The organism is Bradyrhizobium sp. U531, assembly GCF_051710265.1.
GTDB lineage: Bacteria > Pseudomonadota > Alphaproteobacteria > Rhizobiales > Xanthobacteraceae > Bradyrhizobium.
Genome location: NZ_JASVEN010000009.1, coordinates 86,497 through 100,345, shown reverse-complemented (window position 1 = coordinate 100,345; position 13,849 = coordinate 86,497). Strand labels below are relative to the sequence as shown.

Sequence of the window (13,849 nt, the reverse complement as noted above, 5' to 3'; positions counted from 1 at the left end):
GAACTTCGTCATTTTTCCCCCGCGGAACCAAACGCACAGCCGGGTTCCAAAGTTCCAAAAGGGAGCGGGTTATAAGGTCACCAGGAACGTAGACAGACGGCGAGGGTTCGCTTCTCTGCTTCCGCCGGGCCGGCGGATCATATCGAGGCACCCCAAATGGCTCCACGCCCACGTTTTTCATCCGTTCCGCACCACGCTCTGGCCGCACTCAGGCAACGGCCCGCTGTTGCGACGGCCGTGTTCGCGACCGGCTTGCTGGCCGCGACGGCGGTTGTGAACCGACAGCTCGCGCGGAAGGCCGAACGGGAAAATCCTCCTATGGGCAGGTTCATCCATGTCCACGGTGTGCGGCTCCATTACGTCGAGCGCGGCGAGGGCCGGCCGCTGGTTTTGCTCCACGGCAACGGGACCATGATCCAAGACCTCCAGTCGAGCAATCTGATCGATCTCGCAGCCGAGAGGTTTCGGGTGATCGCATTCGATCGTCCGGGCTTCGGTCACAGCGCGCGACCCCGTGGTCGAATTTGGGGGCCGAACGAACAAGCGGACTTGTTTAAGGAAGCGCTCGACAAGATGGACATCGACCGAACGGTCGTGCTCGGACATTCATGGGCAGCTTCGATTGCCGCCGCGATGGCTCTGAGACACAGAGCATCGGTAGAAGCCTTGGTTCTCGCGTCCGGATATTATTTTCCGACCTATCGGCCGGATTTGGCGGCGCCGTCCATTCCGGCCATTCCCGTGCTTGGTGACGTCATCAGCAATACCATCTCGCCAATCCTTGCGCGGTTGATGTGGCCGGGGCTCATGCGCAAGCTCTTCGGACCGAAGCCGGTCCCCGAAAAGTTCGCGGCCTTTCCGGTCGAGATGGCGTTGAGACCGTCTCAACTCCATGCCAGTGCCGAGGAGGCTGCGATGATGGTACCAATGGCCGTTGCCGCCTCGAAGACCTACAGCGAAATCACGGTGCCAACCGTCATCCTCGCGGGCGAGGACGACCGTTTAATCGACGTCGAGCAATCGGTGCGATTACATCGCGTGATCCGAAATAGCAGGTTGCGTCGCATCGCGGGCGCCGGACACATGATTCAACAGACGGAAGCGGCAATCCTGATGGCAGCGATCGACGAGGCCGCCTCCATTTCCGCTGGAGGCGGCAGTGATCCGAGGGACGTCATGACTACGAATGGCTAGTCGGGCGCTCACGTAAAGTCCAGCAAAGGCGGTAAATACCGACTTCCGGCGCTAGGTAGATCGCCACCAACTGGATAGTGATGCTGCCGAAGCTCTGCGGAACCGTCAAATAGTGATCGCGGAAGCGGTCCGTGAGATGCAACTCGGAAGCAGCCAACATGAAGCCGGTCCAGGCGATACTCGCCGCAGCGTAAGCCGTACCGACCCAACCGCCGGTCACGCCGGCTAGGTAATAGAGTCCAAGGATCGCCGAATCCAGGATGAGGCTGATTGCCTGCGCCGCAGGCTGTCCTGCGTCTACCGCTTCGGGCCGAGCCGCGAGGCGCCGCGTTGGTCCTGGATCACTTGGGAAAGCGCGGCTGCCACGATCCTCTGGCTGAGCGCCTCCGCACTGTTCTCCTGGTATGCTGCAGGCTTCGGCACGTTCAACGAAACCTAGGTTCTCTTGGCGCGATCATCGGCTTCATGACATGGCTTTGGATCTCGGCAATCGTGATCCTGCTGGGAGCCGAGCTCAACGCAGAAATGGAGCACCAGACAGAGCACGACACCACGACAGGTGCTCCGAAACCGCTTGGTAGTAGGGGGCCCAAATGGCGGACACGGTGGGTAGCGCGAAGGCCAAAAGCTGACGCTATCGGGACCGGTTTCCCGAGGGCCGCAACCGGCTCCGTAGAGCTCGATGAAATTGCTGCACTCGAGGTACGATGACAGACGTTTCGAAGATCAAGGAACAGATGGACGTGATTTCGTCCGATAGGATGATGGTCGGAAAAGTCGATCATTTGGACGGAACCAACAAGATCAAGCTGACGAGGCTGAGTTCGCCGGGCGGTCAGCGTCAACATTTCATTCCGATTTCATGGGTCGACCGCGTCGATCAGCACGTGCATCTTAATAGGACTGGCTCCGACATCGTCTCATACTGGGAGCATGGTCAAAGCTGACGGCGACGCCCGCGAGGACAATTTATGGGTGCCGCGAAATGCGAAATATTCGAAAAAGAAGGCGTGGCGCATACGCCACGACGGCAAGGCCGAGATCGAGTACGCCACGAAGAAAGGGCTTTCGAAGCCCCGAGGCGACGGCGACGAACATGGCCGGCCAGCAAGACTGGCACTACGACGATCGCAGAGAGCGCCGAGATCACGAACACGATTGCGGCCACCGTGGATCCCGGCGATATTGCGTTCAACTTTAAAAGGCCGCGCTTTTCGGGCTCGCCATAAACGATGTTTAAGGTGTCGAAAAGCGACTTTATCGCAGCGTTCGCGCTCCAGAGCGAAATGCCGAGACCGATCGCGAAGGTCACGCCGAGCGACTGGGGACCTTTCGACGTCACCCGTGTGAGTTGGTCGCGCGCCACCTCGATGGCGCCGCCCGGTACGAATCCGGAAATCTGGTCTAAATGCTTCGCGATGCTGCCGGGGTCGGAGAACAGCCCGTAGATGGCGACGAGAGCCGCCATAGCCGGGAAGATCGCGAGGATGCTGTAGTAGGTCATGCCGGCAGCGAGAGCGAGGATGCGGTGCTGCTCGATGTTGCCATAAGCCGACGGGAGACAACGCGGAAAGGCGCCGTAAAGAACATTGATGATGTAAGCACCTGGACGGAGCGCGACAGGAAGTCGAGAGTTCATGGTGGCCTTGAAGCGCACTGTAAGAAAGGGCACCCAAAAAATTCAAGGTTGTGCGTGTCGAGAAGAAGAAGGCCAGCTAAAAAGACCGCAGAAGGAAAAGGACCGCTCGGCCGTTAAGCTGCATACCGGGAGCGGTGATAAGGTTCGAAATGGATCGGCGCTACGTAAATCTCAGCGCCGCTCTCATCCCGCACCCGAATAAAATTCCGCGCTTTGACAGTTCCGGTTTCTCGGCGCCAATGCGATGGGCTATGAACTTCGCGTGCTCCTTCGCCTCGCGGCGGGACACGCATGGATGCCCGACCCTGTCATGGGCAGAAACAGAGCCGGCAAGATCGAAAAAGAACTGTTTCATAAGGGCTGAAACGCGGTTTTCGCGGCAGCGTTCCTAACGCCTGGCCGACAGCCGCTCGACATTCGCCGCGACGATTTTTTTGTAATGATCGAGGACCTTGCCGTAGTCGCCGTCGCGAATGAAAATCGAACCGGCCTCTGTGGCGGCGTCCAGCTTCTCCGTCACCATGAGGAACATCTCGTCGGAGGTGCCTTTTCCGGCGGCCATCTGCCGGAGCCGCATATCCATGACCTCTAGCGCATCGGCCATGAGTGTCAGCGCCGAAAACCAAAGAAGCATGTCCGCTCCGCACTGCCTTGCTTGGGGGTTCTTAAGCCCCGCTAGTTGAGACACTTAGGTCAAGTAACGGCTGCCGCAAGGGTTCCTAAGCGGGACTGGCGGCCCGTCATTTCGGCCTCGGAAGCGCCAGCATGCGATGCAGGATTTTCGCGTTAGCGGGCGCATGGGCGTCGTAGTCGTTGTTGAAGTATACCCAGGCTCGCTTAGCGCCACTCTCCTTGATCCTATTAGCCCACTTCAGAAGTTCTTCGTCCGAGTAATTGTGGCGGTACCAGCGCTCAGGCCCATGGAGGCGCACGTAAACTTCCTCCGCCGTCCGGACGAGTTCGTCGGGAAGGCGCGGCCCGCTGCACGAGCAAAATATGATCGCGGCTTTGCGAAAAGCTTCGTAGACCTCCTCGTTCCACCAGCTCTTGTGTCGAAACTCGACGACGTTGCGGCGTGCGGGCTCGAGCTGGCTTACGATCGCATTCAGGCGCGCCTTGGTATAGCGGAAGCTCGGCGGCAGCTGGAAGAGGAAGCATCCCATCTGCGCGCCGAGGAGATCCGCGATCATGCCGAAATCCCGCACAAGTTTTTTCGTGCCTGTGAACTTTTTAATATGCGTGATGAGCTCGCAAACCTTCACTGTATAGACGACGTGCTCGCCGCCCGCCTGGCGTCGCCAGGCCTGTACGCCGGCGACGGTCGGCCATGAGTAAAATGAGGCGTTTATCTCAACTGTGTCGAATACGCCCGCGTAGTGTTTAAACCATTCCGGCTGCGGCACCCCGTCGTAAAACAGGTCGCGCCATTTCCAGTAGCGCCAGCCCGAGCAGCCAACATAGACGGACGCATTTAAACGGGGCGGGGGCGTTGCGCCATCCGCTTCCATCTTCAAGCGGGCTTTGTGCATCTTGGCTGCCCGAAGAATATTATTTTCGCGCTGCTTCTCGCGCCGAAGCCGGCGCCGCTCGCGCCATTCCTCTAACGTCAGCTTCACCATTTGAGTTGGCGTGTCTGCCCGTGGCATGATCTCTGCTTTCCAAAATACCTAGCGCAGGAACCGGCACTCTAAGTTCCGGGTTGGAGAGACCGTTCCAATGAGTGCAGGAAACTAGCGCGATGAACATAGACGTATTGATAGTCGGGCGCGGCCCCGCCGGTTTAAGCGCCGCACTCATCCTGGGGCGATGCCGCCGCACCGTGCTCCTCTGCGATGACCGGCAGCAGCGCAACCGCGCGTCAAAGGAAATCCACGGACTCCTCGGGTCAAACGGTCGATCCCCCGCGCAATTTCTTCAGGAGGGACGGGAGGAGCTCATGCGCCATGAATCCGTATCGATGCGGCAAAAGCGGGTGACTGAGATAGAACCCTGCGAAGAAGGGTTCCGGTTTGCTTGCGAGGACGGAGCAAGTGGCATTGCCGCGAAGTTTTGCTTGCCACCGGCATTGTTGACGAAATCCCTGACCTTCCCGGCATTCATGCTCTCTACGGCGTTTCCGTCCACCATTGCCTTTACTGCGACGGCTTCGAATACGCGGGTCAACCTGTGGCCGCATACGGCAAGGGCGACAAAGGCGCAGAGCTAGGCATCATGATGAAGCACTGGATCGATGATGTAGTCGTGTGCAGTGGCGGTACCGAAGTAAGCGCAGCCGTTGTGAAAAGACTTGAACAGCACGGTGTGTCGTTGCGCACGGAACCTATCCGCGAGCTGCACGGCGCAAGCGGCATTCTTTCGTCAATCGCTTTTGAAAACGGACCTGACCTCTCCCGCACGGGAATCTTCTTTTCTACCGGATGTCATCAAGGCTCGGATCTGCCTCTGCGGCTCGGTTGCAAGCGGGACGAGAAGGGAGGGGTCATTACCGACGCTCTGACGGAAGAAACGACAGGGCCCGGGCTCTATGTCGCAGGCGACGTGTCCCGCGACGTTTTGCTCGTCGCAGTTGCTATCGCGGAAGGCGCAAAGGCGGCCGTTGCGATCAATAAGGCAATTCTCCGGCGTGACGGTTTCTGCGACTAAAATCGCTTCGCTCTGCGAAGCGCTCCCTCAAGACGTTCTCTCATCTTCTGCCAGCGCTTGGGGAATGGCAGGGCCAACCGCCTTCGGGCGAAACTGTCAGTGGGGCGGGGCGCAATGCCATTCGCGAACGTCGGGTTCAAACGTCAAGCAACATGTAAATCCATCCCTCGTGAAACAGGAGCGATTCGAAAAAGGCTTCTTGCAGCGGCAACTCTTTCCCTGGACCAAAACGCAGGTCCCAAATGAACTCAACCTGAGAGCGAGTGCAAGGTGCGGGTCGTTCCTAAAAGGAGCAGACGGTTGCCTCGGTCACCGCTTGCGCTTTTTGACGGCCTTCTTTTGCGCTCGCTTGCCTACCCTCTTCGAGGTGACAGTAGCTTTCTTAGCCACCTTCCTTGATGGAGGCTTTGCGGCGCTCTTCGAGGTGCCTTTGGTGGCCTTCGTCGATGTTTTCTTGATCGCTTTCTTGGGGTCGGCCGGTCTCCCCTTAGCCATCGCTGCAGCGACCCGCTTGTTAGCCCTCAAGGGGGACGGACTGCGCTTTTTCCTTTTCATAGGGATGATCCGTGGTGAGACGGCCGCAGCATCGGAGATGTATACCTGCTCGTTAGTCTCTCCCGCGATCTGCGCGGGATCCGGCTTCAGAGCTTCCATTGCTGCACTCGTCGCATGGTCGACGATTTCCCCAACGCTGCTGGAGATTCTATCGACGATCGATTTCTTCTTGGCCATGCGCTCCTCTCTGAGTCGCGAGCACGATAACTCATTTTCGGTTCACGCGGGATGGGGAGGGCATCGACTATACTGAGAGGCATGTGGCACGATAGCTGAAGAGTTTCCCGACGCATCCCTTCACATTTGTTAATTAGCGGATGCTCGAAAAGGTGAGTATGTGACGCGCGGTCGAATCGTCGGACAGGAGTGAGGGCAGTGGTGGATGATTACAAAGAGCCGCCTGCAAATTCTCCCCAGCTCACGATCCATTACAGGCAGTTTCTGCATTACCTGCGGCACGGCAGTTGGGTTCGGGATGTCCCGGGCGGCGCGCGCGTGAAGGCCAACGTCGTCAAGTATGGTTGGGCCGAACCTCGTCGTGAACGTGGAGCGACGTGGTTTCGGATCACGGAGTTAGGCGCCGCAGAACTCCGCAAGAAAACTTCGGCGGAGTGGTAAGAAGGGCGCTGTCGCGCTTCTCGTCGACTGCTCTTCTCTAGGTCAGCGAATAGCGGCCGCAGCATCGTCTTTGCTTGGGACAAGCCAATCGACCGAAAGCAGGCAAGCTTCGGTGACAATGAAGGCGGCCAGACCGCCGAGCCAGCCGAAGAAGACAACCCAAAAGGTTGCGAGCATGATCGCGCAGAAGACGTCGGCGAGCACCTTGGCAGTTCGGATGTCGCGGGTCTGATCGGCTGTGAAATATGGCATTTCTCCTGACGGGACCGGAAACCTAGCTTCAAGGGCGCCAGCCGTCCACTCTCGTTAACGCAGCGGCGGATCTTGTGGCAGGCTTGGCTGCGGCAGCCCGTATTCCAGGCGCGCTTTGCCGCGAGCTCTCTATAGGCCTCGCGGATCAGCAGTTGAGTTTTGAATGTTCAAACTTGTTCGCCTGCCGCCGATTTCTCCAGGCTCGCGGCGCCTCTAAGTATTCGGCTAGCAGTTTCATCGCGGGCCACTACGCCATCTGATCTAAGGCGCGGGCGCGGGCTTCCATCTGATCTGCGCAAAATACTATAACGCGGGCGAGTTCGGGAGACAGCTCCTCGGCAAGCCGCCGCAGCTCCGCAAGATCGGCCTGTATTTCGATGAGCGCTTCGAGATAGGTTTTCGTCATTTCGGCGGCTGAAGACTAGGCAGGCGCAACCAATCGCTTATGTGCGCTCCGCTCTCGACAATCTTCGCGCGTCTCAACAGACTATCGCGTTCCGCTCCCGCAGTCAGTCCATTGGCCTGCTCTCTCAAGGTAGTCGCCTGTTCGGCCATTCGTTCTTCGAGGGAGCGGGTCTGTTTCACTCTCCGGCGTTGCTGGGACATCACGCAAGCTCCTGAACCCAATTCGCTCTCGAACGCGCAACGAGAACTCAGGTTCCGCCACGGGAACAAGGAGGCCACCTTATCGGGCATGGTAGGACTACGACGGCCGCTTGCGTTCACCCGACGCAACGACCTCAAAGATGAAGACGATCGCGCCCACGAAGGCCAAGCCGCCGACCACTAACAGCAATACCATCTCAAGCACGCTTGGTCGCTCCATCAACCTCGGTAGCGATCGCCTTCTCGACTTCGTCCGCAAGGATGTTGAGGTGCTTCGCCAACCGGTCGAATAACTGCTGCTTATGAGGAGCGGTCGCAAGGTCTCTGATCAGCGCGCACTCGGCGGCGTCCTGCCGGAGCTTCTCGGCCTGGATTTGCATGTCTTGCATGAAGGCGACTTTCTTCTTTTTGTTCCCTTCCAATTGCACGTTTTTCCCGCTCGATCCAGCAGGTATAGGTTGTCGGACGGCCGACGGCGCCAGCGCCCTAGCAATGCCACCTCCGGACATCACTCCTGACGGAGGTCGGCGTCGATCCAGACCCAGACGTTCTCGTCGGTCTGCCACTGCCGTTTGAAGTACAAGAACCCGGTCTTGTGCCACGGCAGGATCTCGTGCGTGAAGTTGTCTAGGACGAAGTCACCCTCGTCGGTCACCACGGTGAGCACTGCGTGGGTGTCATTATCCCGCCGCGCCGTGGTGATCAGCAGCGCCTGCCGAGGCCAGCCGGCGTCGATCAGCATCTTGCGCTTCAGCAGAACGTAGTCCTCGCAGTCACCGTAGCCGTCGGTCGGCAGGTTCCAGCTCTCGACCTTGCTCCAATGCCTGGGGTCTGAGAGAGGCTCTACCGTCTCGTTGACCCAGCGGTTGACCTTCCTGAGATCGCCCCACGTCGTCGGCGTCATCACGATGACCTTGCTCTCGCGCTGCCCGGACAGGCACTCCTTGGGATAGTCGGCGCAGAATTGAAGCCATCCCTTCGGCGCCTCCGCCTGATGCTTGAGCGGCATGCTCTTCTTGGGCGCATCCGCCACGGCGACAGCGACGGCGCCGAGGTAGAACGCGGCGGCGAGTGCCAGACGGAACGACATCGAAGGACTCCGGAAATAGGGGAGGTAGTTGCCAAAAAATTCCATGGCCAGGTGAGAAGCGGGAGCAAAAGAGCCCCATTTCCTATGGGGTGTGAGCAGGATCAGTTGCACGCTAAAATCATTTCAAATCAGCGGCTTGCCGTAGATTTACGGAGATCGTCATTAACGATTAATGCGCGGGGATTACCATATTTTCCCGGTGTTAAAGCGGACAAATGTCCGAATGCGCCGGAGGAGATCGTTATGGGGTGGATCCTGAACTTGCGATTGGAACGAAGCTCGCGCTTGCATCGGCTTTGACGGCCATCCTCGTGGGGTCTTGTGATAGCAACCGCCTGAGGGACGAGGTCTCAAGGTTCTTGGGCTCCGTGCGGACTGCATCGCAGCAGGCGGCTGGGGGCAGGGGTCACAAAGCTGACGTCGGGCGGAAGGGGTGCAAAGGGCCATAAGCTGACTTCCCGTCGTGACCAATGCGAAGCTATGTCATCAATCAAACAACTGGCAGCAATCCGCAGAACCTCCGGCCGAAAAGCACCAATTATGCTTTTTCGACGACGGTCACCGGCGGACGACCTGGACCGCAACGGGTCGTCTGTTGAGCAGTCGTAGAGGCGGCTCCTATAAGCGCGGCGATGGGCGCATCCGCCGATGGACAGCATCCCGCTACGTGCCGCGGGTGGAAGCCAGGTAGGAAGCATCCAGCACATGGCGGCTGCACAGCTCAGTTCACCTTCCTTCTATCCCGAATACCATCGATGTTGTGGGCCAATCATCAGACGCGTTGCGCGGTTCGGAACGCGGGCGTTCAGTTCGCCGCCTTTTCGGCCGCCCGGCGGGCCCGTCGTCCGGTCGTCTTCACACGCTCGTTCGCCGTCTTTTCCGCTTTGGCGCGCGATTCGCATTTCTTCCGCAGATCTTCGATCTCTTCGTCTGTGAGATGCTCAATGCCGACAAGCGAGTTTCGCGCCGCCCCGACGCGGATCAATTCGTCCAGCTTGACCTGCATGGCGGCACTGTCGCGGTTCTGCGAATTCTGAATGAGAAATACCATGAGAAAGGTGACGATGGTGGTGCCGGTGTTGATCACCAGCTGCCATGTGTCGGAATAGCCAAACAACGGACCGGTCACCGCCCAGATGACCACCACGAGGGCCGCGAGCACGAAAGTGGACGCGCGCCCGGCAGCCTGCGAGGTGCGGGTGGCAAACTCGCCGAAGAAGTGGGCGGCGGCGCCTTCCGTTTTCTTCCGCCTATCACTCATGAGACCTCCGATTTCGACAGAACGGGCGAAGAGGTTCGCCGGTTTCCCCGTAAGGACGCGTCGACGACTGGACCCTAGCCGAAAGTATGAACGTCCGCAGTCGGATTTGCGGAACTGGAGGGCAAACGTTCCGGTTGGATTCCCAGCATGGCTCGAATCGAAGACTACGCCCTGATCGGTGACTGTGAGACTGCGGCTCTGGTCGGGCGCGACGGGTCAATCGACTGGCTCTGCGTCCCCCGCTTCGATTCGGACAGCTGCTTCGCGAAGCTACTCGGCGACGAGCACAACGGATACTGGAAGATTTGCCCCAAGGCTCGCTCGAGCAGCGAGCGACTCTACCGACCGGGCACCTTGATTCTTGAGACGACCTTTACGACGGACCAGGGCCGGGTCCGCCTCATCGATCTCATGCCGCCGAAGACGGATCTCTCAAAGGTCGTTAGAATCGTCGAAGGACTGGAGGGCGAGGTCGAGATGCGCAGCGAACTTGTCGCGCGCTTCGACTACGGTACCATGTACCGTGGGTCAGCCGCCTTGAGGACGGAGCGGTCAGCATGGTCGCGGGCGCGTCGATGCTGCTGCTCAGGACCGCGGTGCCGATGCGCGGCGAAGCCATGAAAACTGTGGGCTCGTTCTCGGTCGCGCGCGGCGAGACCGCGGCTTTCGTCCTTTCCCATCAGATATCCTACCAGGATCCGGCAGCTCCCGACGACCCCTCTGCCCTTCTGAAACACGCAGAGGATTTCTGGCGCGATTGGTCCAGCCGCTGCAAGACGGCAGGGCCATATTCGGAGGCGGTCCAGCGATCCCTGATAACTCTCAAAGCGCTGACGTTCGGCCCCAGTTGCGGTATCGTAGCGGCCGCTACGACGTCGCTGCCGGAGCAGATCGGAGGCTCGAGAAATTGGGACTATCGCTTCTGCTGGGTACGTGACGCCACGTTGACGCTCCTAGCCCTCATGGGTGCCGGCTACTACGACGAGGCGCGCGCCTGGCGGGACTGGCTCGTCCGAGCCGTCGCGGGGAGTCCGCAGCAGCTCCAGATCATGTACGCCGTGACAGGCGAACGCAGGCTGACCGAGTGGGAGGTCCCTTGGCTCTCCGGATATGAGAACTCGAAGCCCGTTCGGATCGGAAATGCGGCGCACACGCAGCTTCAACTCGACGTCTACGGGGAGTTGATGGATGCCCTCTATCAGGCCCGCCGCGGCGGCCTCCGCGAGAACAAGCGTGCCTGGGCGGTCCAGTGCGCGCTGCTCGACCATCTCAAGAGCATCTGGAGCCAGCCGGACGAGGGCATATGGGAGGTCCGGGGCGGCGCCAAGCACTTCACGTATTCGAAGATCATGGCGTGGGTCGCCTACGATCGAGCCATCAAGTCGGCTGCCGAATTCGGCATCAAGGGCCCCGTCGCGGAGTGGGAAGCGCAGCGTGCCGCGATCCATGACGAGGTTTGCCGTCGCGGCTACGACGAAGAGCGCAAAACCTTCGTCCAGGTCTATGGCGAGCCGCAACTCGACGCGAGCCTGCTGCTGATCCCTGCCGTTGGCTTTCTGCCACCCGAGGATCCTCGCGTGATCTCGACGATCCAAGCGATCGAACGCGAACTGCTCCAGGACGGCTTCGTGCGCCGCTACGACACGGGTGCGACGAAGGATGGTCTGCCGCCGGGGGAGGGCATGTTCCTGGCCTGCAGCTTTTGGCTCGCCGACGCCTACCATCTCATCGGCCGCGACGCCGAGGCCAAGGAACTGTTCGAGCGGCTTCTTGCGCTTCGCAACGACGTCGGCCTGCTATCGGAAGAATACGACACTTCGCGCCGGCGCCTGGTGGGAAACTTCCCGCAGGCCTTTTCTCACATCGCGCTCGTCAATACCGCCCACAATCTCACCCACCGCGAGAAACCCTCGGAGCACCGCGGCAGCAAGAAGGCGCTTCCCAGCAAGGGAGAGGAAGCCGCGGGCTCCGATTAGGAGGACGAACATGGCAGTGAATTCAAGCGATCCAGCCGCTCCGGCAAGTCCCGGAGCTCGCTCGCGACCGCCTGTCCGCTTTCCGGTGACCTTGGAGGGGCAGCCTGCGCTGGTGACAGGCGCCAACTCAGGCATCGGCCGCGCGGTCGCACTAGGTTTGGCCGCCTCCGGGGCCGACGTCGTCGTCAACTACGTCGTGGATCCCAGATCGGCCGAAGAGGTCGTGCACGAAATCGAGAGCCGAGGCCGCAAAGCGATCGCAATCAAGGCAGACGTCAGTAATGAGGACGACGTCCAATCGATGTTCGCCCGCGCCATCGATCATTTCGGCACATTGCACATAGTGGTGAACAACGCTGGGCTGCAGCGCGACGCGCCTTTCCACGAGATGACCCTCGATCAGTGGAACAACGTGATCGGCGTCAATCTCACCGGTCAGTTTCTCTGTGCCCGCGAGGCCGTGCGCGAATTCAAAAGACGCGGCGTCGTCAGCGATATCTCGGCCGCCGCCGGCAAGCTCGTCTGCATGAGCTCGGTTCATCAGGAGATTCCGTGGGCGGGACACGCGAACTACGCGGCTTCGAAAGGCGGCGTCATGCAGATGATGCGAAGCATCGCGCAGGAAGTCGCCCCGCTCGGCATCCGCGTCAACGGCATCGCACCCGGCGCCATCCGGACGCCCATCAATCAGGCCGCCTGGGAGACCAGGGAGGCATACGAAAGCCTGATGACGCTGGTGCCTTACAAGCGCATCGGAGTGCCGGACGACATCGCGCAGGCGGTCGCTTGGCTCGTCTCCGACGCCGCCGACTACGTCACCGGCGCCACGCTGTTCATCGACGGAGGCATGACTCTATTTCCCGGCTTCGCAAGCGGCGGATAGGCAAAGCCTGAGGGCATGGTCGCAACGAGAGCCGCTGTTCGCTTACGCCGGCAAATTGGAGCATATAACTTTGGCAAACGGCGCACGCGCAACGGCTGCAGGCAAGATCGCGCGCAAGATGGCGCGCGCTTTGGCATCAGTTCTGAAGCGCCGCTCGGCGGTGAAGAAGGCAACCAAGACGCGCGAGAAGAGGGCAAGCCTGGTCGCGCAGGCCCCGGGTCGCGAATAGCTGGAGCTGCGATGCCCATCTGGTTGACCGCCGGTCTTTGGGGGCTGCTTGGCGCCTCATCGCTGCTCCTGGGAGCAGCCGTCGCATTCGTTCTCCGAATGCCTCGTTACGTCACCGCGGGGATCATGTCGTTCGGTTGCGGCGTGCTCATCTCGGCCGTCGCCTACGACCTATTGGAGGACGGATATCAGGAAGGTGGCATATGGCCCATCGTTGCCGGCGCTGTCGCTGGCTCCGCCGCCTATGCTCTTGCCGATTGGGCGGTCTCTCGGGCAGGCGCGCATTCCCGGAAGCGGTCCGGGGACCAGCAGGCGAACGCGGGACAAGGCGGAGGGTTGGCGATCGCAATCGGCTCGCTCCTCGACGGGATTCCGGAAAGCGTCGTGTTAGGCCTCGGACTTTTGAGCGGGAAAGGCATCAGTATCGCGATGCTGGCGGCAATCTTCCTGTCCAATTTTCCGGAAGCCTTTCGAGCGCGCTCGGCATGCGAGCCGCGGGTCGCTCCCGGCTCTATATCTTCGGGCTTTGGGGGACGATCGCGGTCGTCTCCGGGCTCGCCGCATCCGCTGGCGCAGCTTTCCTAGGCGGTGCTTCCCCTCAGGTCGTGGCCGCTGTAAGCGCCGTCGCTGCAGGCGCTCTCCTAACTATGGTGGTGAATACCATGGTGCCCGAAGCGGTGGAGGGCGAACAGAAGTTGGCCGGCTTGCTCGTGGTTATTGGCCTGCTGGTCGCCTTCATGCTCTCTAATGTAGGGGAGACTTAGGCGGCGCTCTAACGCCCTGGGGCGGCTTAACCGATGAAATGAGTGGATTTTGGGAGGCACGTCCGGAATGGGTCATAAGCGGATGCGGACTGGGGATCGCATTCGAGCCCTGGAGTCCGCTAAGGGCTGTTATCGGACTC

14 protein-coding genes and 3 pseudogenes are annotated in these 13,849 nt (G+C 60.1%); 7 read left to right on the top strand and 10 right to left on the bottom strand.

The annotated features are described in order from the left end of the window. Positions 1–156: 156 nt before the first annotated feature. From QRQ56_RS31140 to QRQ56_RS31130, 3 genes and pseudogenes are all read left to right on the top strand, one after another. Entirely contained in the window at positions 157–1,194 is a 1,038-nt protein-coding gene (locus QRQ56_RS31140) for an alpha/beta fold hydrolase (RefSeq protein ID WP_438745145.1), read from the top strand. A gap of 286 nt (positions 1,195–1,480) precedes the next feature. Then, a pseudogene (locus QRQ56_RS31135) lies at positions 1,481–1,826 on the top strand (YihY/virulence factor BrkB family protein); the annotation flags it as partial. A gap of 75 nt (positions 1,827–1,901) precedes the next feature. Continuing rightward, positions 1,902–2,141, top strand: coding sequence for a DUF2171 domain-containing protein (locus QRQ56_RS31130; RefSeq protein ID WP_438745143.1), 240 nt, complete (start codon positions 1,902–1,904; stop codon positions 2,139–2,141). Here QRQ56_RS31130 and QRQ56_RS31125 read toward each other — a convergent pair. From QRQ56_RS31125 to QRQ56_RS31110, 4 genes and pseudogenes are all read right to left on the bottom strand, one after another. Next, a pseudogene (locus tag QRQ56_RS31125) lies at positions 2,132–2,743 on the bottom strand (YihY/virulence factor BrkB family protein); the annotation flags it as partial. The gene QRQ56_RS31130 and the pseudogene QRQ56_RS31125 overlap by 10 nt on opposite strands. A 250-nt stretch (positions 2,744–2,993) precedes the next feature. Beyond that, entirely contained in the window at positions 2,994–3,188 is a 195-nt protein-coding gene (locus QRQ56_RS31120; RefSeq protein WP_438745142.1) for a DUF6894 family protein, read from the bottom strand. A gap of 33 nt (positions 3,189–3,221) precedes the next feature. Next, positions 3,222–3,467 (bottom strand): hypothetical protein, encoded by a 246-nt coding sequence (locus QRQ56_RS31115; protein ID WP_438745141.1) that lies wholly within the window; start codon positions 3,465–3,467, stop codon positions 3,222–3,224. A gap of 106 nt (positions 3,468–3,573) precedes the next feature. Further along, complete coding sequence (locus QRQ56_RS31110; RefSeq protein WP_438745140.1) at positions 3,574–4,452, bottom strand: DUF72 domain-containing protein; 879 nt, start codon at positions 4,450–4,452, stop codon at positions 3,574–3,576. Between the two features lie 394 nt (positions 4,453–4,846). On the opposite strand from QRQ56_RS31110, the gene QRQ56_RS31105 reads away from it, so the two are divergent. Further along, the gene (locus QRQ56_RS31105; RefSeq protein ID WP_438745139.1) at positions 4,847–5,476 is read left to right on the top strand and encodes an NAD(P)/FAD-dependent oxidoreductase; all 630 of its coding nucleotides are present in this window, start codon (positions 4,847–4,849) and stop codon (positions 5,474–5,476) included. Positions 5,477–5,785: 309 nt separating this feature from the next. On the opposite strand, the gene QRQ56_RS31100 is transcribed toward QRQ56_RS31105, so the two are convergent. The 6 genes from QRQ56_RS31100 to QRQ56_RS31075 all read right to left on the bottom strand — a co-directional run bounded on the left by QRQ56_RS31100 (position 5,786) and on the right by QRQ56_RS31075 (position 9,858). Then, on the bottom strand, positions 5,786–6,208 hold the full coding sequence (locus QRQ56_RS31100; RefSeq protein WP_438745138.1) for a hypothetical protein: 423 nt from the start codon (positions 6,206–6,208) through the stop codon (positions 5,786–5,788). 483 nt (positions 6,209–6,691) lie between these two features. After that, the gene (locus QRQ56_RS31095) at positions 6,692–6,901 is read right to left on the bottom strand and encodes a hypothetical protein (protein WP_438745136.1); all 210 of its coding nucleotides are present in this window, start codon (positions 6,899–6,901) and stop codon (positions 6,692–6,694) included. Between the two features lie 247 nt (positions 6,902–7,148). Beyond that, positions 7,149–7,307, bottom strand: coding sequence for a hypothetical protein (locus QRQ56_RS31090; protein ID WP_438745135.1), 159 nt, complete (start codon positions 7,305–7,307; stop codon positions 7,149–7,151). Positions 7,308–7,704: 397 nt separating this feature from the next. Beyond that, entirely contained in the window at positions 7,705–7,929 is a 225-nt protein-coding gene (locus QRQ56_RS31085) for a hypothetical protein (RefSeq protein WP_438745133.1), read from the bottom strand. 86 nt (positions 7,930–8,015) lie between these two features. Next, on the bottom strand, positions 8,016–8,597 hold the full coding sequence (locus QRQ56_RS31080; protein ID WP_438745131.1) for a transglutaminase-like cysteine peptidase: 582 nt from the start codon (positions 8,595–8,597) through the stop codon (positions 8,016–8,018). A gap of 805 nt (positions 8,598–9,402) precedes the next feature. Continuing rightward, on the bottom strand, positions 9,403–9,858 hold the full coding sequence (locus QRQ56_RS31075; RefSeq protein WP_438745129.1) for a low affinity iron permease family protein: 456 nt from the start codon (positions 9,856–9,858) through the stop codon (positions 9,403–9,405). Between the two features lie 147 nt (positions 9,859–10,005). Between QRQ56_RS31075 and QRQ56_RS31070 the strand changes: the two are divergent. The 3 genes and pseudogenes from QRQ56_RS31070 to QRQ56_RS31060 all read left to right on the top strand — a co-directional run bounded on the left by QRQ56_RS31070 (position 10,006) and on the right by QRQ56_RS31060 (position 13,530). Then, positions 10,006–11,834, top strand: a pseudogene (locus QRQ56_RS31070) (glycoside hydrolase family 15 protein). A gap of 112 nt (positions 11,835–11,946) precedes the next feature. Then, on the top strand, positions 11,947–12,717 hold the full coding sequence (locus tag QRQ56_RS31065) for an SDR family oxidoreductase (RefSeq protein WP_438745128.1): 771 nt from the start codon (positions 11,947–11,949) through the stop codon (positions 12,715–12,717). A 240-nt stretch (positions 12,718–12,957) separates the two neighbouring features. Next, positions 12,958–13,530, top strand: a complete 573-nt coding sequence (locus QRQ56_RS31060) for a hypothetical protein (RefSeq protein WP_438745126.1) — start codon at positions 12,958–12,960, stop codon at positions 13,528–13,530. Positions 13,531–13,849: the final 319 nt, after the last annotated feature.